Origin of the sequence: Nocardia salmonicida, from assembly GCF_036142455.1 — a bacterium.
In the GTDB taxonomy this organism is placed as follows: Bacteria; Actinomycetota; Actinomycetes; order Mycobacteriales; family Mycobacteriaceae; genus Nocardia; species Nocardia salmonicida.
In genome coordinates, this window is record NZ_CP108014.1 from 6,568,987 (window position 1) to 6,585,646 (window position 16,660).

Annotated in this window: 17 protein-coding genes; 7 read left to right on the forward strand and 10 right to left on the reverse strand. The window is 67.0% G+C overall.

From position 1 onward, the window contains the following. Positions 1–40: 40 nt before the first annotated feature. Genes OHS03_RS30760 through OHS03_RS30780 form a run of 5 tightly spaced genes read right to left on the reverse strand, consistent with a single transcriptional unit; the run spans position 41 to position 4,511 of the window. Positions 41–460 (reverse strand): nuclear transport factor 2 family protein, encoded by a 420-nt coding sequence (locus OHS03_RS30760; RefSeq protein WP_056818869.1) that lies wholly within the window; start codon positions 458–460, stop codon positions 41–43. Continuing rightward, positions 457–1,347, reverse strand: coding sequence for a TIGR03619 family F420-dependent LLM class oxidoreductase (locus OHS03_RS30765; RefSeq protein ID WP_328658869.1), 891 nt, complete (start codon positions 1,345–1,347; stop codon positions 457–459). The genes OHS03_RS30760 and OHS03_RS30765 overlap by 4 nt, the downstream gene beginning before the upstream one ends. Then, positions 1,344–2,513 (reverse strand): thiolase family protein, encoded by a 1,170-nt coding sequence (locus OHS03_RS30770; protein WP_056818865.1) that lies wholly within the window; start codon positions 2,511–2,513, stop codon positions 1,344–1,346. The genes OHS03_RS30765 and OHS03_RS30770 overlap by 4 nt, the downstream gene beginning before the upstream one ends. After that, positions 2,510–3,523 carry a thiolase family protein gene (locus OHS03_RS30775; protein ID WP_328664486.1) on the reverse strand — a complete coding sequence of 338 codons (1,014 nt, stop codon included), beginning with the start codon at positions 3,521–3,523 and terminating at the stop codon, positions 2,510–2,512. Before OHS03_RS30775 ends, OHS03_RS30770 begins: the two co-directional genes overlap by 4 nt. A 16-nt stretch (positions 3,524–3,539) precedes the next feature. Further along, positions 3,540–4,511 (reverse strand): Zn-ribbon domain-containing OB-fold protein, encoded by a 972-nt coding sequence (locus OHS03_RS30780; protein ID WP_056818863.1) that lies wholly within the window; start codon positions 4,509–4,511, stop codon positions 3,540–3,542. A gap of 60 nt (positions 4,512–4,571) precedes the next feature. Between OHS03_RS30780 and OHS03_RS30785 the strand changes: the two genes are divergently transcribed. Continuing rightward, positions 4,572–5,609: an LLM class F420-dependent oxidoreductase gene (locus OHS03_RS30785; protein ID WP_056818861.1), complete on the forward strand. Its 1,038-nt coding sequence runs from the start codon at positions 4,572–4,574 to the stop codon at positions 5,607–5,609. Between the two features lie 21 nt (positions 5,610–5,630). Continuing rightward, the gene (locus OHS03_RS30790) at positions 5,631–7,166 is read left to right on the forward strand and encodes an acyl-CoA synthetase (RefSeq protein ID WP_328658871.1); all 1,536 of its coding nucleotides are present in this window, start codon (positions 5,631–5,633) and stop codon (positions 7,164–7,166) included. Positions 7,167–7,179: 13 nt separating this feature from the next. Here OHS03_RS30790 and OHS03_RS30795 read toward each other — a convergent pair whose 3' ends face one another. Next, a complete protein-coding gene (locus OHS03_RS30795; protein WP_328658874.1) occupies positions 7,180–8,178 on the reverse strand; it encodes a sigma-70 family RNA polymerase sigma factor in 999 nt (332 codons plus the stop codon). A gap of 149 nt (positions 8,179–8,327) precedes the next feature. Here OHS03_RS30795 and OHS03_RS30800 point away from each other — a divergent pair, with 149 nt between their 5' ends. Then, positions 8,328–8,744 carry a VOC family protein gene (locus tag OHS03_RS30800; protein ID WP_328658877.1) on the forward strand — a complete coding sequence of 139 codons (417 nt, stop codon included), beginning with the start codon at positions 8,328–8,330 and terminating at the stop codon, positions 8,742–8,744. Positions 8,745–8,796: 52 nt separating this feature from the next. Here OHS03_RS30800 and OHS03_RS30805 read toward each other — a convergent pair whose 3' ends face one another. Continuing rightward, positions 8,797–9,579: a crotonase/enoyl-CoA hydratase family protein gene (locus OHS03_RS30805; protein WP_056818853.1), complete on the reverse strand. Its 783-nt coding sequence runs from the start codon at positions 9,577–9,579 to the stop codon at positions 8,797–8,799. A 61-nt stretch (positions 9,580–9,640) separates the two neighbouring features. Here OHS03_RS30805 and OHS03_RS30810 point away from each other — a divergent pair, with 61 nt between their 5' ends. Continuing rightward, complete coding sequence (locus tag OHS03_RS30810; protein ID WP_328658878.1) at positions 9,641–11,284, forward strand: acyl-CoA synthetase; 1,644 nt, start codon at positions 9,641–9,643, stop codon at positions 11,282–11,284. A 183-nt stretch (positions 11,285–11,467) separates the two neighbouring features. Beyond that, the gene (locus tag OHS03_RS30815) at positions 11,468–11,917 is read left to right on the forward strand and encodes a DUF4440 domain-containing protein (RefSeq protein WP_328658880.1); all 450 of its coding nucleotides are present in this window, start codon (positions 11,468–11,470) and stop codon (positions 11,915–11,917) included. Between the two features lie 109 nt (positions 11,918–12,026). Here OHS03_RS30815 and OHS03_RS30820 read toward each other — a convergent pair whose 3' ends face one another. Continuing rightward, positions 12,027–13,205: an FAD-dependent oxidoreductase gene (locus OHS03_RS30820; protein ID WP_328658882.1), complete on the reverse strand. Its 1,179-nt coding sequence runs from the start codon at positions 13,203–13,205 to the stop codon at positions 12,027–12,029. A gap of 99 nt (positions 13,206–13,304) precedes the next feature. Between OHS03_RS30820 and OHS03_RS30825 the strand changes: the two genes are divergently transcribed. Further along, positions 13,305–13,886 (forward strand): TetR/AcrR family transcriptional regulator, encoded by a 582-nt coding sequence (locus OHS03_RS30825; protein WP_328658884.1) that lies wholly within the window; start codon positions 13,305–13,307, stop codon positions 13,884–13,886. Between the two features lie 62 nt (positions 13,887–13,948). On the opposite strand, the gene OHS03_RS30830 is transcribed toward OHS03_RS30825, so the two are convergent. Together OHS03_RS30830 and OHS03_RS30835 are read right to left on the reverse strand one after the other, a co-directional pair. Then, positions 13,949–15,046 (reverse strand): acyl-CoA dehydrogenase family protein, encoded by a 1,098-nt coding sequence (locus OHS03_RS30830; protein ID WP_328658886.1) that lies wholly within the window; start codon positions 15,044–15,046, stop codon positions 13,949–13,951. A gap of 21 nt (positions 15,047–15,067) precedes the next feature. Continuing rightward, the gene (locus OHS03_RS30835) at positions 15,068–16,261 is read right to left on the reverse strand and encodes an acyl-CoA dehydrogenase family protein (RefSeq protein ID WP_062982731.1); all 1,194 of its coding nucleotides are present in this window, start codon (positions 16,259–16,261) and stop codon (positions 15,068–15,070) included. A gap of 186 nt (positions 16,262–16,447) precedes the next feature. Here OHS03_RS30835 and OHS03_RS30840 point away from each other — a divergent pair, with 186 nt between their 5' ends. Beyond that, positions 16,448–16,636 (forward strand): ferredoxin, encoded by a 189-nt coding sequence (locus OHS03_RS30840; RefSeq protein WP_056819344.1) that lies wholly within the window; start codon positions 16,448–16,450, stop codon positions 16,634–16,636. Positions 16,637–16,660 lie beyond the last annotated feature (24 nt).

The following is a 16,660-nucleotide window of genomic DNA, read 5'->3' on the forward strand; positions in this document are numbered from 1 at the left end:
CCCGGGACCGAAAGGTCCCGGGCTGTTCTCGTGTTTGCTGCTATACGGGGCGCGTGGTCGCGACCGCGCGGTCCACTTCCCAGAAGGCGCGCAAAGCGGTGATCTTTCCGTCGGCGCGAACCTTGTAGGTGAACACACCCTCGGCATCGATGACATGGCCCGCCATGGTGGTGCGGATCAGGCCGGTGAAGGCGATTTCATTGCCGCACGCGAAGGAGTCCTCGAAGCGGAATTCGATGGATTCGGTGAGGGCGATGGCCTTGTCCCAGAATGCGCCGATGGCCTCGTGGCCGCGGTGGCCCACGCCTTCGGGGTCGAAACCCGAAGGGCCGACGGGGTCTTCGACGATGCCGTCCTCGGCGAACAGGGCGACCCAGGCGGCCCGATCCTTGGCCCGGACCGCGGCCTGGGACGCCAGGCCCGCGGCGCGGGCGGAATTCTCGACTACGGTCTCGGTCATGGCGCTACCTTCGCGATGATGGGGTCGGCGATGTATTTCTCGGCGAACTTGCGCATCGAGTCCTGCTTGGCTGCCAGCTCGCCGTCGAACCCGATACCGTCGGCCAGCCAGGGAACCACGATGTTGTCGGTGACGCCCGCGTCGGCCAGATCCTGATAGCCGTCGCGACCGAACTTGTCGATGCAGACGGCCTGGATCTCGAACGGCTCCTCGGACCGGCCGTATTCGGCACGCAGGTCGCCCAGCGTGCCGATGGTGGTGACGAGGTCGTCGAACTTCATCATCGCCGAGGTCCAGCCGTCACCGATGCGGGCGGCCCGGCGCAGCGCCGGACCGGTGTGCCCGCCGATGTAGAACGGCACCCGCTCGCTCGGCGCCGGACTCATCTGCAGCTCGTCGAAATCGAAGAACTCGCCGTGGAATTCGACCATGCCGCCGTCGAGGACGAGCCGGATGACCTCGATCATCTCGTCGACCCTCGCGCCGCGGCGGGCGTACGGAACGCCACACCACTCGAATTCCTCAGGCGCCCAGCCGATGCCGATGCCGAAGCCGAAGCGGTTGCCCGACAAATTGGCGATCGAGCCGACCTGGCGAGCCAGCAGGAGCGGATTGCGCGAGCCGAGCTTGAGGACGTTGGTGTAGAACCGCAGCTTCGTGGTCACCGCGGCCATCGTCGCCGCGGCGATCAGCGGGTCGACCCAGGGAGTCTCCGGGCCCCAGAAGCGGCTGCCGTCCGGGGTGTACGGGTAGTCGGCGGCCTGCGACTTCATATAGAACAGCGAGTCGGGCAAGCCGATGGAGGTGAACCCGCATTCCTCGGCCGTCTTGGCCAGCTCCGCGAGCTGTTCCAGCGGGCTCAGCGCGATACCGACGGTGAACTTCATGCCGGGGGCTCGCTTCCGACGACCCACATCGAGAAGTACTGGGAACCGCCGCCGTACGCGTGGCCCAGTGCCTTGCGCGCGTTCGACACCTGGTAATCGCCTGCGCGTCCCATCACCTGCTTGGCGGCTTCGGCGAATCGGATCAGGCCCGAGGCGCCGATCGGGTTGGACGAGAGAACGCCGCCCGAGGGATTCACCGGCAGGCGTCCGCCGATTTCCGTCTCGCCCTTGTCGGTGAGCTTCCAGCCGTCGCCCTCGGCGGCGAAACCGAGGTTCTCGAGCCACATCGGCTCGAACCAGGAGAACGGCACATAGATCTCGGCGACATCGATCTCTTCCAGGGGATCGGTGATCCCGGCCGACTTCCACAGGGCGGCGGCCGCGTCCCGGCCCGCCTGCGGGTTCACCTGGTCGCGACCGGAGAAGGTGGTCGGCTCGGTGCGCATCGCGGTCGCGTGGACCCAGGCCACCTTCTTACCTTCGGCTTCGACCACCGCCGCGGCCTCGGCATCGCCGATCACCAGCGCGCACGCGCCGTCGGACGACGGGCAGGTCTCATCGAAACGGATCGGGTCCCAGAGCATTTGGGATGCCAGGACCGAATCGAGGGTGATGTCGGGCTGATGCAGGTGCGCGAGCGGGTTCTTCGCGCCGTTGCGCCGATCCTTCACCGCCACCATCGCGCCGATGTGCAGTGGCGCGTTCGAGCGACGGATGTAGGAGCGCACGTGCGGGGCGAAGTAGCCGCCCGCGCCCGCGCCGACCGGCATGGTGAACGGCACCGGAATCGACAACGCCCACATGGCATTCGACTCGGACTGCTTCTCCCAGGCGATGGCGAGCACGCGTTTGTGCACGCCGGCCTGTACGAGGTTCGCCGCGACGACGCCGGTGGAGCCGCCGACCGAACCGGCGGTGTGCACGCGCAGCAGCGGTTTGCCCGCCGCGCCGAGTGCCTCGGCGAGATACAGCTCGGGCATCATGACGCCCTCGAACATATCGGGCGCCTTGCCGACGACGACGGCGTCGATATCGGCAATGGTCAGGCCCGCGTCATCGAGTGCGCGATCGATCGCCTCACGGCACATGCCCGCCATGGACACGTCCGTACGTTTTGTCACGTGATGAGTTTGGCCGGTGCCGAGCACCGCCGCGGGGAAGCTCATCGTGCCTCCGATTCGAGAACGGCGACCAGGTTCTGCTGCAGCGCAGGGCCGCTGGTCGCATGAGCGAGAGTCCGGTTGGCAGTGCCGGAGATGATGGCCTCGGCGGCACACCCGATCCGTTCCAGTCCGGCCGAGAACATCGGGTTGGCGGCGAGCGCGCCACCGGAGGTATTCACCGGCGTGCCCGCGGGCAGACCGATCGCCTCGGCCAGGATCAGCTGCTGGTGGCTGAACGGCGCGTGCAGTTCGGCGAGGTCGAAGGTGGTGTTGCCGCCGGTCGCCACCGCGGCGGCCTTGGTGGTGGAGGGGGAGCGGGTCAGGTCGCGACCACCGAGCGCCTGGGCGTCGATGTTGTGCGCGATGCCGGTGATCCACGCCGGGCGCTCGCACAGTTCCCTGGCCCGGTCGCCGACCGCGAGCACGATGGCGGCGGCGCCGTCGGTGATCGGCGCGATGTCGTGGGCGCGCAGCGGATCGGCCACATACGGCGCGGCGAGCAAGGATTCGATGTCACCGCCGGCGACAGCGGCCATCTCCTGCTCGGTCCACCGGCCGGAATCGAGCCCGGCTCGCGCCTGCAATCCGGCGACCGAGACGGCGTCCGGCCACAGCGGCGCGACCAGATACGGGTCGAGCTGCATGGTCAGAACCTGATGCAGATTACCCGCCGAGGCCTTGCCGAAGCCGTACACGAGCGCTGTCTCGGCCTGGCCGGAACGCAGTTTCACCCACGCCTCGTAGAGGGCCCATGCCGCGTCCATCTCCACGTGCGATTCGTTGATCGGCGGCACCGCGCCGATCGCGTCGACCGCGGAGATGAACGAAAAGGCACGACCCGCCATGTAATCCGAGGAGCCGGAGCACCAGAAGTCGATGTCGGTCTTGGTGATGCCGAGGGTCGCGTAGAGCTGCTGGAAGCACGGCACGAGCATCTCGACGCCATTGGTCGTGCCGAAGGTCTCCGGCACATGCGGTGCGTGGGCGAACCCCACCACCGCGATTTCGGGAATGGTCACCGTCGCCTCTCTAGAGGTGGTTCTGGAAGGACTCGTACGGTGCATCGGGCTCACCGCTGGGCTGGAAGTGGTCGATATTGGCCATCGTGTGACCCCACTCCTCACGGGGTTTCCACACCGCCTCGACCCGCATTCCCATCCGCACCTCGCTGGCCTCGCAGCCGAGCACCAGGTGCAGGAACGGAATGTCGGCGCCGTCGAGCAGGATGTAGGCGGCCACATACGGCGGCTTGATCCGCTGGCCGAGGAACGGCACGTTGACGATGCAGAAGGTGGTGACGATGCCCTTGTCCGGCAGCTCGACCAGGTCGTTGGTCGGGGTGCCGTCGGTCGGATTGGCGCCGCGCGGCGGGAAGTAGACCCGCCCGCCCGCCTCGGACCGGCCGCCGATGAGCTTGCCCTCGGCGAGGCCGCGCAGGTAGATGCTCTCCTGCGGGGAGGCGGTGTGCTTGTAGTTCAGGTCTACGGGAGTGGTCAGCATGGTGACCAGAGCTTCGGTGTCTTCGGCGGAGATCGCGGTCTGGGTGGTCTCGCCCGGCGCGAAGCAGGCGATGTCCTGGATGCGGCCGGTGCGCTCGTCGGCCCAGCGGGCACTGACCCGCATTCCCGTGCTGAGCTGGCCGGGGTCGGTAACGTCGAGGGCGTGCAGCAGAGCTGTGTCGGCGCCGTCGAGCTGGATCAGCGCCCAGGCGAACGGGCGGTCGAACGGCTGGCCGGGCAATGGCTCCGACACCCACGTCCAGGACGTGACGGTGCCCGTTGCCGCGACCTCGACCAGCTCGCCTACCGGCGCGCTGGTGAGTGGATCGTATTCGGGCGGTGGCACGAGTATCCGGCCGTCGCTGCCGCGAGCGCCGAGTATCCGGCGTTCGCGCAGTCCGGTCAGAAATGCGCCGATGATGGGTCCGACGGACCTGGTGTAGTCGAATCGCACCCGAAGGGGTGCACTCAATACTTCCACTGCGGTATTCCCCTGGGTCACGATATCGAGTAGAACAGGTTCTTATTCTGCTCGCAAGGATTCGCCGAAAGGGCGCCGATCATGAAATTCGGACTTCAACTCGGATACTGGGGCGCGCAGCCGCCCGTCAACGCCGGCGAACTGGTGATCGCGGCCGAGGAATCGGGGTTCGACGCGGTGTTCGCGGCTGAGTCCTGGGGCTCGGATGCCTTCACTCCGCTGGCCTGGTGGGGGTCGTCGACCGAGCGGGTGCGCCTCGGTACATCGGTGGCGCAGATGTCGGCCCGCACTCCCGCGGCGGCCGCGATGCACGCGCTCACGCTGGACCACCTCAGCGGCGGCCGGGCCATCCTCGGCCTCGGCGTCTCCGGTCCGCAGGTGGTGGAGGGCTGGTACGGGCAGCCGTTCGCCCAGCCGCTGAAGCGCACGCGTGAGTACGTCGACATCGTGCGCAAGGTGCTGGCCCGCGAGGCGCCGGTGACCTCGGAGGGCAAGCACTACGGCCTCCCGTACGGGGGTCCAGGCGCCACCGGGCTCGGCAAACCGCTCAAGCCGATCGTGCACCCGCTGCGCGCTGATCTGCCCATCTGGCTGGGCGCGGAGGGCCCGAAGAACGTCGCCCAGACCGCCGAGATCGCCGATGGCTGGTTGGCGATCTACTACGCCCCGCGCCTGGCGGGCATGTACAACGAGTGGCTCGACGAGGGCTTCGCGCGTGCGGGCGCGCGCCGTTCGCGGGCCGATTTCGAGATCGCGGCCAGCGCGCAGGTGGTGATCACCGACGATCCGGCGGCCGAGATCGAGCGGATGCGCTGGGTGAGCGCGCTCTACATCGGCGGCATGGGCGCTCCCGAGCTGAACTTCCACGCCCAGGTGTACAAGCGGATGGGCTACGGCGCCGAGGTCGACGAGATCTCCGCGCTGTTCCAGGCGGGACGCAAGGCCGAGGCCGCCGCGGCGGTGCCCGACGAGCTGATCACCGACACTGCGATCTTCGGCGACGAGGCCCACGTGCGCACCCGGCTGAAGGAATGGGAGGACGCGGGCGTGACGATGATGCTTGTCTCGGTGTCGGATGCCGAACAAATGCGTCGGCTCCAACCCCTTGTCACCATGTAGAACACGTTCTAAATTCGAAGGGTGAGCAGCCAGCAGACAACGGAAGTCCTCGGACTGTGGAATATCGCCGAGGCCGATCCTGAACGGATCGCCCTCGTCGACCCGGACGGTAGGGAGATCAGCTATCGAGAATTGGCCACCCTCGCCAACCGCTACGCCAACGGACTACGCGGCATCGGATTGCGCACCGGCGACGTCGTGGTCAGCATGCTGCACAACGGGGTCGAGGCGATCGCCGCGTACTTCGCCGCCTACCAGGCCGGTTTCTACATCGTCGCGGTGAACTGGCACCTCACCGCGCCGGAGATCGCCTACATCCTCGGCGACAGCGAGGCATCGGCGTTCCTGGCCAGCGAAAGGTTCGCCGACACCGCGGCCGAAGCGGCCGACCTCGCGGAACTCTCCGCCGAAGCCCGCTTCTCGGCGGGCACGATCGCCGGGTTCCGGCCGGTGTCGTGGCTCGGTGCCGCTGACACCGGCCGTCCGGACGAGCGGTCCATCGGCGCGCCGATGCTCTACACCTCGGGCACCACCGGTCGGCCCAAGGGCGTTCGCCGCCCGCTGACCGGCGCGGATCCCGATGTCGTTCCCGCGGCGAACCAGGCCTACTTCAGTCTGTTCGGCCTCGGTCCCTACGACGATCACGTGCACATCTGCGGTTCGCCGCTCTATCACACGGCCGTGCTGAACAACTCGACGATCTCGATCCAGATGGGGCACAAGCTCGTTCTGATGGATCGCTGGGACGCCGAGGGCATGCTCGCGCTGATCGAGAAGTACAAGGTCACCCACAGTCACATGGTGCCCACGCAGTTCAACCGGCTGCTGGCCCTGCCCGACGAGGTGCGGGCCCGCTACGACATGTCCTCGCTGCGCAGCATGATCCACGGTGCGGCGCCGTGCCCGCCCGACACCAAGCGACGCATGCTCGAGTGGTGGGGACCGGTCGTCACCGAGTACTACGCCGCGACCGAGGGCGGCGGCACGGTGATCACCGGCGCCGAGTGGCTGGAAAAGCCGGGCTCGGTGGGCAAGGCGTGGCCGTGGTCGGTGGTGAAGGTGCTCGACGAGCAGGACGGCACCGAACTGCCCGCGGGCAAAGAGGGCCTGATCTACATGAAGATGGGCGCATCCAGCTTCGAGTATCACAAGGCCAAGGAGAAGACCGAGGAGTCGCGCGTCGGTGAGATGTTCACCGTCGGCGACATCGGCTACTTCGATGAGGACGGCTACCTGTTCCTCTGTGATCGGCGTTCGGACCTGATTCTCTCGGGCGGGGTGAACATCTACCCGGCCGAGATCGAGGGCGTGCTGATGAGCCACCCGAAGATCGCCGATGTGGCGGTACTCGGTGTGCCCGACCCGGATTGGGGTCAGCAGGTGAAGGCGTTCGTGCAGCCGGTGCCCGGCACCGAGGGCAGCGACGAACTCAGCGCCGACATCCTGGAATTCGCCGCCGGTCAGCTCGCGAAGTACAAGCTGCCCCGCACGGTGGAATACCGTGCGGAGCTGCCCCGCGATCCCAATGGAAAGCTGTACAAGCGCCGCCTGCTGTGAAAACCGTTCTCGCTCAGACGGGCTCGCGCCACTCCGGTTCGAGCCCGAAGAGTGGGAACAGGCGCTGGGTGTCGAGGAAGAAGTTGAGGCCGGCGATGGTGTTGCCCTCCAGCTCGAGCACCGTGATCGACCACGGCACCCAGACGCCGGGCTCCTCGCTCGGCTTGTAATGGCCGAAGGCGGGCGAGCCGTTGGCGCCGACCAGCGGCACCATCCGCGAATCGCGGCACGCGCTGCCCGTACTGAGCATGAACGCGGCCACGTTCTCCGGGCCCGAGATCCAGAGATCGAACGGCGGCATCGACAGCGCCACATCGGCTTTGAGCAGCGTGGTGAGCGCGTCCATGTCGTAGGCCTCGAACGCGGTGACGAAATCGTCGATCAGTTTGCGCTGATCGGGATCGGTCTCGTCGAAACTGTCGGTCACGGTGGGCTGCACCTTCGACATGGTGGCCCTGGCCCGCTGGAGCGCGCTGTTCACCGACGCGGGCGACATCATCAGCGCTTCGGCGGTCTCACCTGCGGAGAAGCGCAGCACCTCGCGCATGATCAGGATCGCGCGCTGAGTGGCGGGCAGGTGCTGGCAGGCCGCGACGAAGGCGAGGCGCAGGGTGTCTCTGGTGGAGGCGTGGTCGGCCGGGTCGGCGCCGAAGGCGAGCGCGTTCGGAATCGGCTCGATCCACACGTAATCGGGCTGTGGCATGGGCAGCGGCGAATCCGGGCGGCCCGGCCCGTTGAGATCCATCGGTCTGGCACGACTCTGTGGACGGTCGAGCATGTCCAGACAGATATTGGTGGCGATCTTGTACAACCACGAGCGCAGACTCGCGCGACCCTCGAAGGAATCGTAGGAGCGCCAGGCTCGGGTGAAGGTTTCCTGCACCGCGTCCTCGGCCTCGAACGAGGAGCCGAGCATGCGATAGGCGTAGGCGCACAACTCGCGCCGATGCGTCTCGAATTCGGCGAGTACAGCGGGATCAGGCCCGGTGGTGGCGGTTGCGGCGTCGCTCATAGTTTCACGATGCCACAGGGGTCCGACAGCCGACAGAGCCGAAAACGGACTATCCCGATTCCGCGAACTTTGTGTGGATGCGATGAATCCGGACGAGCCGACGCGTCTACATGAACGAGACCGCAACGACGCCCCGAAAGGCTGATCCCATGAGCAACAAGATGATCTTCATCAACCTCCCTGTCGCCGACCTCGACCGTTCCAAGGGGTTCTACGAGGCGCTCGGCTGGAAGGTCAACGAGGATTTCACCGATCAGAACGCGTCGTGCATCGTCATCGACGACAACATCTGCCTGATGCTGCTGACCAAGCCCTTCTTCTCGACCTTCAGCAAGCGTCCGATCGCCGACACCATCAACACCGCCGCCGCGGGGTACGCGCTGTCGCTGGCCAGCGCCGATGAGGTCGACGCGCTGACCGACGCCGCCGTCGCCGCGGGTGCCACCGAGGAGACCAACGACGACAAGCGCGCCCAGGAGGCCGAGGTCGGGATGCACGGTCGCACGTTCATCGACCCCGACGGTCACCAGTGGGAGCCTTTCTACATGAACTACCCGGGCGCGTAAGCACCCCAGCCGACCAGGGCGCGGGGCCTCGAGCCCAGCGCCCTAGTGGCGTTCAGGAACCGGTGAAGTTCGGCTTGCGCTTCTCGGCGAAGGCTCGCGGCCCTTCCTTGGCGTCGGCTGATCTGAACACCTCGATGCCGATCTTCGCCTCGATGGGGAACGCCTCGTTCTCCGGCATGGCCTCGGTTTCGCGCAGGGTGCGCAGCATCGCCTGGACGGCGAGCGGGCCGTTGTCGGCGATCTGGCCTGCCAGCGCCAAGGCCTTGTCGAGGGCGGTTCCGTCGGGGACCACATGGCCGATCAGGCCGATATCCTTGGCCTCGGCAGCGGTGATGTGCCGACCGGTCAGCAGCAGATCAGCGGCCACCGTGTACGGGATCTGCCGGGCCAGCCGCACTGCGGAACCACCCAGCGGGAACAGGCCCCAACGGGCCTCGGAGACGCCGAACTTGGCGCTTTCCCCAGCCACGCGCAGGTCGGTGCCCTGCAGGATCTCGGTGCCACCGGCAATGGCAGGGCCCTCTACTGCCGCGATCAGCGGCTTGGCCAGTCGCCGCCCCTTCAGCAGTGCGGGGAGGTAGGCCGGGTCCCAGCTGCCGCTGGAGGCGGTGTCCCCAGGATGCTGCGAGCTCATCGCCTTCAGATCCATCCCCGCACAGAAGGCCCCGCCCGCACCGGTGAGGATCGCGACGCGGATGTCGGGATCGCTGTCCACCTGGTCCCAGGCGTCGCGCATGATCGCCATCATCTCGCCGGAGAGGGCGTTGCGCGCCTCGGGGCGGTTCATGGTGACGATGAGGACATGGTCGCGTTTCTCGACCAGGCAGTGGGCCATTTTCGTACTCCTGACAAGTTGAGTCTTGTCAGAAACAGTAACACGTTCTATTTTTGTCCTTGTGAGCTACAACATAGCCGATCTCGTCGAACATGCCGTCGACTTGATGCCCGACCGGATCGTGCTGGTCGGCGAACATCGAGAGTCGACCTACGCCGAACTAGAGGAGCGGGCCAACAAACTGGCCCACTACCTGCTGGAACAGGGTGTGCGTCCCGGCGACAAAGTCGGAATCTATTCCAGGAACACCGTCGAGGCCGTCGAGGCGATGGTGGCCGTCTTCAAGGCGCGGGCGGTGATGATCAATGTCAACTTCCGCTATGTCGAGAACGAGTTACTGCACATCTTCGACAACTCCGACATGGTGGCGCTGATCCACGAGCGCCGCTACACCGACAAGGTGGCGGCGGTGCGGGACAAGGTGCCCGCCCTGAAGACGGTGATCGTCATCGACGACGGCACCGAGGGTCCCACCGGCGCGGACACCGTGGAGTACGAAGCGGCGTTGGCCGGTTCGTCGGGTGAACGCGACTTCGAGGAGCGCTCGCCCGACGACATCTACATGCTCTACACCGGCGGCACCACGGGCCTGCCAAAGGGCGTGATGTGGCGGCACGAGGACGTCTGGCGGGTGCTCGGCGCGGGCATCAACTTCGTCACCGGCGAGTACACCAAGGACGAATGGGAGCTGGCCAAGATCGGCGCGGAGAACCCGCAGATGGTGCGCTTCCCGATCCCGCCGATGATCCACGGCGGCTCGCAGTGGGCCACCTTCCACAGCCTGTTCGGCGGCGGCAAGGCCGTGATGATCCCGGAGTTCAGCGGGCACGGTGTCTGGCAGGCCGTCGACAAACACGGCATCAACCTGATCTTCATCACCGGTGACGCGATGGCCCGCCCGATGCTCGACGCGCTCGCCGAAGGCAACCCGGAAACCGGTGAGCCCTACGATCTTTCGACCCTGTATGTGCTGGCCAGCAGTGCGGCACTGTTCTCGCCCTCGCTCAAGGACAAGTTCCTCGAGGTGCTGCCCAACCGGATGATCTCCGACTCCATCGGCTCCTCGGAGACCGGCTTCGGCGGGCTCTCCCTGGTCGCCAAGGGCGCCACCCACACCGGTGGTCCTCGGGTGAAGATCGACGCGGCCACCCAGGTACTCGACGAGGAAGGCAATCCGGTGGAGCCGGGTTCCGGTGTCGTCGGCCTGCTGGCGCGCAGCGGCCACATCCCGCTCGGCTACTACAAGGACGAGGTCAAGTCGGCCGCGACGTTCAAGGAGTTCAACGGGGTCCGCTTCGCGATCCCCGGCGACTACGCGCGCGTCGAGGAGGACGGCTCGGTCACCATGCTCGGCCGCGGTTCGGTGAGCATCAACAGCGGTGGCGAGAAGATCTACCCCGAAGAGGTGGAGGGCGCCCTCAAGGCGCACCCCGACATCTTCGACGCGCTGGTGGTCGGTGTCGAGGATGCCCGCTGGGGCCAGCGAGTCGTCGCCGTCGTCCAGTGCCGCGGTGAGAACCGCCCCACCCTGGCCGACCTGAAACCGGTACTGGCGCAGGAGATCGCGTCGTACAAGCAGCCACGCAGCCTGTGGTTCGTCGACGAGATCAAGCGCTCGCCCGCGGGCAAGCCGGACTACCGCTGGGCCAAGTCGCAGACGGATGAGCGCCCTGCCGACGAGCACGCCGAGGCGGGCTCGGTCTAAAGCGGCCGGTAGATCGCTGTACCAGTTGTAAAGCCTGGCCGTCGGTGCGGATACGCGCACCGGCGGCCAGGCTCGCGCATGCTGTCGCTGTCGCGCGGAACGTCGCCTCGGTCACAATGGCCTAGACCTCGATGGTGGTTGAGGGCGCAGGCTGTGGTCACCAACCGAGACGCGGAGGAAGCCATGCGACCGAACCTGAACGACCCGACCGCCGACCCGACCACGAAGGCCGTGGCCGCCGAACTCGCCGGCGAATTGCAGCGGGCTCTCGAGACCGGCGACGCCGATCTCTACGACAACTCGTTCGCCGCGGATGTGTTGTGGGGCACTCCTTTCGGTGCTCTGGTCATCGGTCACAGCCAGATCAATGCCATCCATCGCGGCATGATGCAGCCGGCGAATTCACCCGCACCGGCCTCCCGTTTCGAGGTCGTGGTCGCCACCAGTCCGGCTCCGGGGCTGATCGTCACCCAGATCCGCAGGCAAGCCGTCGATCCCGGTGGCTTCTCCGAGGTCGCACTGTATGTACTGGTGGAACGCGAGGGGAAATGGTGGCTGTCCGCAGCGCAGAACACGCCGATCGACGAATCGAAATCGGCCTTGAAACGCGTGAACTCCGATTCCGCCTCCTGATCCGCCTGGGTTCCTGATCGGCCTGCACCCTCGTGCGCGGTCGGTTATCGCTTACTCATCTCGTCGCCCCGTTCGGCAGTCCGCCGGGCGGGGCGACGTGTGCGCGCCGTCAGTGGTTGCCGAGTTCGGACAGTTGGTAGGCCAGCTTGCCGCGTACCGCGGGGATGCGGGTGAGGAGGCGGAAGGCGGTGTTGCGCGCGGTGCGAGCGGGGGCCGACCGCAGGGTCGCCATTGTGGTCATACGGTCGGTGAAGGCTACGACTTCGAGGGCGATCGGCCTGCGGATGGTTTCGTAGGTATCGAGAATCGAATCCGGCTCGCCTGCGGTGACTTTCGCCAGGAGGGTGCCGAGCAGGGCGGCGTCCTGGATGCCGGTGTTCATGCCCTGGCCGCCTGCCGGGCTGTGGACGTGGGCGGCGTCGCCCGCGAGGAGGACGCGGCCCGCGCGGTAGTGGTCGGCTACGCGGTGGTGGACGCGGAAGCGGGAGCTCCACAGGACCTCGTCCACACGGATCTCGCCTGCGGGGCCCCTGGTGTCGAGTAGTGACTGGATGTCGTCGAGGGTGGGGTGTTCCGGTGCCTGGTCGACGGTGGCGACGACGCGGTAGCGGTTCTTCGCCTCGTCGGGGAGTGGCGCGACCACGGTGACGCCTTCGGGGGAGAGGTGCAGCGATACTTCCGAACGTGAAGCAGGCCAGCTCATGTGGACGTCGGCCAGGATGAAGGAGGCCGGGTAGGTGTCTCCGGTGAAGCCGATCCCCACCTGCTCGCGCACGACACTGTGCATGCCGTCGGCGCCGATGACATAGTCGGCCTCGATCTCGCCGCGCCGGTCGTCCTCGTCGACGTATTCGACAGTGACGCTGCCGTTCTCCTCGGTGACCTTGGTGACGGTGAGCGGCCGGTACACCGCGCCGCCCAGTTCGTGCAGCCGGTCGAGGAGCACCTGCTCGGTGACGTCCTGCGGCACCATCAGCGTGTACGGGAACTCGGTGGGGAGATCGCCGAATTCTATGGTGGCCAACGTCTTCGCGCCGTCGTGCAGCTTGAAGGTCGGCACCTCGATTCCGCGTTCGACGAGTGCGCTCGCGATGCCGAGCCCGTCGAGCACCTCGAGCGTCCTGGCATGCACTACCGCGGCCCGAGAAGTGTTGGCGCCCTCGCCGAGTCGATCGATGAGCACATGGTCGACGCCGGCTTCGGCGAGCACGATCGCGGCGGTGAGCCCGGCGGGGCCCGCGCCGACGATGACGACGGAGGTGGCTTCGGGCAGTGAGGTGGCGGGCATTTCGACTCCTGGTCAACGCTTGTTTGCCAACGCTTGTAGGCATAACGGTAAACCCACTCGCGGATGAAAGTCAACAGTTGTTGGCCTACAATCGTTGACATGCCTGACCAGGAGATTCCCACCCGTCGTTCCGACGTGACGAAGGCTGCCATCCTCGAGGCCGCCCGTGCCCGCTTCGCTGCCGACGGCTACGCCAAGGCCACGATCCGTGCGATCGCCGCCGACGCCGAGATCGACCCCTCGATGGTGATGCGTTATTTCGGCAGCAAAGACGGCCTCTTCGCCGCCGCCGCCCAGATCGACCTGGACCTCCCCGACCTGAGCGCCGCCGACCCGAACACCATGGGCGAGTTGATGATCCGCCGCTTCCTCGAGATCTGGGAGGGCAACGACAACACCGTTCTGCTGATCCTGCTCCGCTCCTCGATCACCGACGAGGCGGTAGCGGCCCGCTTCCGAGAGATCTTCGCCGACCAGGTCCTGCCCGCCGTCCTCCGCTTCGGCACCCCCACCGACGCCCCTCGCCGTGCCGCTCTGATCGTCACCCAACTCCTGGGTCTTGCCCTGTGTCGCTACGTCCTGCGGCTGCCCCCGGTGGTCGCGCTCACTCCGCGACAGATCATCGAAGACATCGCCCCCACCCTCCAGCGCTACTTGACGATGACCGGGTCTTCGGCGTGAAGACGCGAAAAGGGCCGGTACCGATCGGATTCGATCGGTACCGGCCCTAGGACGATAGTGGGCTAGTTCGCCAGCTCGGCGCCCAAGGCGAGCAGGTGGGGAGTTGCCCCGCCGAGCGCGAATTCGTTGTGCTTGGCGGCGGTGAAGTAGTTGTGGGTGATGTGGTCGCGGTCGATGCCGAGGCCGCCGTGGATGTGGACGACGGTGTGGGCGACCTTGTGCCCGGCCTCGGCCGCCCAGAACTTGGCGATGTGGATGGCCTCGGCGGCGGGGAGGTCCTCCGAGAGGCGCCAGGCGGCCTGGGTGACCGTGAGGCGCAGGCCGCCGATGTCGATATAGGCGTCGGACAGGCGCTGGGCGACCGACTGGAACGAGCCGATCGGTTTGCCGAACTGTTCGCGGGTGCGGGTGTGCTCGGCGGTCAGCTCGAGCGCGCGCTCCAGGGTGCCGAGTTGCAGGGCCGACACCCCGAGCCAGGCGTATTCGCGCAGCCAGGTGAGGATGTCGGCGCCGGCCTCGATGGTGCCGAGCAGGTCGGCCGGAGTGGCGGCGAGCTCCACAGCGAACTCGGGGCTCAGGTCGACGACCTGCTGGGCGGTGCGGGTGACCGACGCGTGCTCCGGATCGACCACGAAGACACCGACGCCGTTGGAGGTGATGGCGGGCACCAGGATTCGTGCGGCGCGGTCGGCGTAGGCGACGGTGGTGGCGGTGCCGGTCAGCGTCCACCCGGCACCGGCGGCCTCGGCGACGATGCCGGGTGCGTCGGTGGTAGCACGCAGTTCCTCGGCGAGCGCGGCGGTGAGCACGATTTCGCCCGCGCCCGCCTGCGCGGCCAGCGCCTGCTGATCGGCATCGCCGAACTTCGCCAGCGCGCCGGCGCCGAGGACGATCGACCACAGGTAGGGCACCGCGGCGACGACGCGGCCGAGTTCACGCAGGATCGCGGTCTGCTCGAGCATGCCGAAATCGCTGCCGCCCAGTACTTCCGGTAGCGCGGCGGCCAGCACGCCGGTCTCGGCGAGCGACTTCCAGAGCTGCTCGTCGAAGCGGGCGGCGGTGTCGAGTTCACGCAGCCGATCGGCGGTGACGAGCTTCGCGCAGACCTCGCCGGTCAGCCGGGCGAGATCGGTCTGGGCTTCGGTAGGAGTGAAATCCATGGGAGATACCGGCTTTCGGGATCAGCGGGCGGATGCGGGCTGGCGCAGGGCGGTCATGGCGATGATGTCGCGCTGCACCTCGTTGGTGCCGCCGCCGAAGGTGAGAATGAGTGCGGCGCGGTGCATCCGCTCGAGCCGGCCGAGCAGGGCGGCGCCGGGGGAGTCCTGGCGCAGGTAGGCGTGGGGGCCGACGACTTCCATCAGCAGGCGGTACGCCTCGGTGGAGAGCTCGGTACCGTAGACCTTGCACGCGGACGCGTCCCACGGCTTCGGCGCCGCCTCGCCGCCCAGGTCGGCGCGGCTGGCGATCTCCCAGTTCAGCAGCTTGAGGTATTCGACCTTGGCGTGCACCTTGGCCAGATTGAGCCGGGCCCATTCCTGGTCGATCACGCGCCTGCCGTCGGACAGGGTGGTTTCCTTGGCCCACTCGACGGTCTGCGCGACCGCGAGGCTCAGCGGACCCGCCGAGGTGAGGGCGACGCGCTCGTGATTGAGCTGGTTGGTGATCAGCGACCAGCCGCCGTTCTCCGGACCGACCACCGACGAGACGGGCACCCGTACGTCCTGGTAGTAGGTGGCGCTGGTGTCGGGGCCCGCCATCGTGTGCACCGGCGTCCAGGAGAACCCGTCGACGTCGGTCGGCACGATGAGCATCGTGATGCCCTTGTGCTTCTTGGCCGTCGGATCGGTGCGCACGGCGAGCCAGATGTAGTCGGCGTAGGCGATGAGGCTGGTCCACATCTTCTGGCCGTTGATCACGAAGTCGTCGCCGTCGCGCACCGCGGCGGTCCGCAGCGAGGCCAGGTCGGTGCCCGCGCCCGGTTCGGAGTAGCCGATGGCGAAGTGCAGCTCACCCGAGGCGATCTTGGGCAGGAAGAACTTCTTCTGCTCCTCGGTGCCGTACTGCATGATGGTCGGCGCGACCGAGTTGAGCGTGAGGAACGGGACGGGCGCGCCCGCGATGGCCGCCTCCTCGACGAAGATCAGCTGATCCATCGTGGTGCGGTCCTGGCCGCCGTACTCCTTGGGCCAGCTCAGCGTGAGCCAGCCGTCGCGGCCCATCTCGCGCACGACCTCGCGGTAGACGTTGCCGGAGCCGTATTCGCCGGTGGTCATGCTCAACGCCGCGCGACGTTCCGGCGTCATCAGCTTCGCGAAATATTCGCGCAGCTCGGCGCGCAATTCTTCCTGCTGCGGCGTATACGCGACGCGCATGCTTCCTACCTCGGTGTCGAGCTGAAAGGGCGGGTGGCGGGGCGCAGGGGGTGAGCCCCGCCGAAACCGATCATTGCATACGAACTGGAACATGTTCCAGTATTGATAGTGATTCGGCGCCTGTTCCGCTCCGTGGACCGGGGTGTCTGAGTTAGTGTCGCCAAGACCGCGTGGAAGGAAGTTCTCATGAAGATCATCGTCGATTTCGACCGGTGCGAAGCGAACGGCGTCTGTGTCGGAATCGCCCCTGACATGTTCGAACTTGATGACGACGACATGTTGACCGTCGCCGAGGGCGATGTCGCGCCCGATCGTCTCGCCGATGCCGAGGAGGCGGTGGCGCAGTGCCCCAAGGCCGCACTGAGGTTGGCGTGATCGCCTCTTGTCGGATGGTGGAAC

What these genes read in the sequence shown, in the direction of transcription:
- OHS03_RS30800 (WP_328658877.1), top strand. Translation starts at nt 8,328, where the DNA reads ATGAGCAACAAGATGATCTTCATCAACCTCCCTGTCGCCGACCTCGAC.
- OHS03_RS30820 (WP_328658882.1), bottom strand. Translation starts at nt 13,205, where the DNA reads ATGCCCGCCACCTCACTGCCCGAAGCCACCTCCGTCGTCATCGTCGGC.
- OHS03_RS30805 (WP_056818853.1), bottom strand. Translation starts at nt 9,579, where the DNA reads ATGGCCCACTGCCTGGTCGAGAAACGCGACCATGTCCTCATCGTCACC.
- OHS03_RS30760 (WP_056818869.1), bottom strand. Translation starts at nt 460, where the DNA reads ATGACCGAGACCGTAGTCGAGAATTCCGCCCGCGCCGCGGGCCTGGCG.
- OHS03_RS30830 (WP_328658886.1), bottom strand. Translation starts at nt 15,046, where the DNA reads ATGGATTTCACTCCTACCGAAGCCCAGACCGATCTCGCCCGGCTGACC.
- OHS03_RS30840 (WP_056819344.1), top strand. Translation starts at nt 16,448, where the DNA reads ATGAAGATCATCGTCGATTTCGACCGGTGCGAAGCGAACGGCGTCTGT.
- OHS03_RS30770 (WP_056818865.1), bottom strand. Translation starts at nt 2,513, where the DNA reads ATGAGCTTCCCCGCGGCGGTGCTCGGCACCGGCCAAACTCATCACGTG.
- OHS03_RS30795 (WP_328658874.1), bottom strand. Translation starts at nt 8,178, where the DNA reads ATGAGCGACGCCGCAACCGCCACCACCGGGCCTGATCCCGCTGTACTC.
- OHS03_RS30765 (WP_328658869.1), bottom strand. Translation starts at nt 1,347, where the DNA reads ATGAAGTTCACCGTCGGTATCGCGCTGAGCCCGCTGGAACAGCTCGCG.
- OHS03_RS30825 (WP_328658884.1), top strand. Translation starts at nt 13,305, where the DNA reads ATGCCTGACCAGGAGATTCCCACCCGTCGTTCCGACGTGACGAAGGCT.
- OHS03_RS30835 (WP_062982731.1), bottom strand. Translation starts at nt 16,261, where the DNA reads ATGCGCGTCGCGTATACGCCGCAGCAGGAAGAATTGCGCGCCGAGCTG.
- OHS03_RS30785 (WP_056818861.1), top strand. Translation starts at nt 4,572, where the DNA reads ATGAAATTCGGACTTCAACTCGGATACTGGGGCGCGCAGCCGCCCGTC.
- OHS03_RS30815 (WP_328658880.1), top strand. Translation starts at nt 11,468, where the DNA reads ATGCGACCGAACCTGAACGACCCGACCGCCGACCCGACCACGAAGGCC.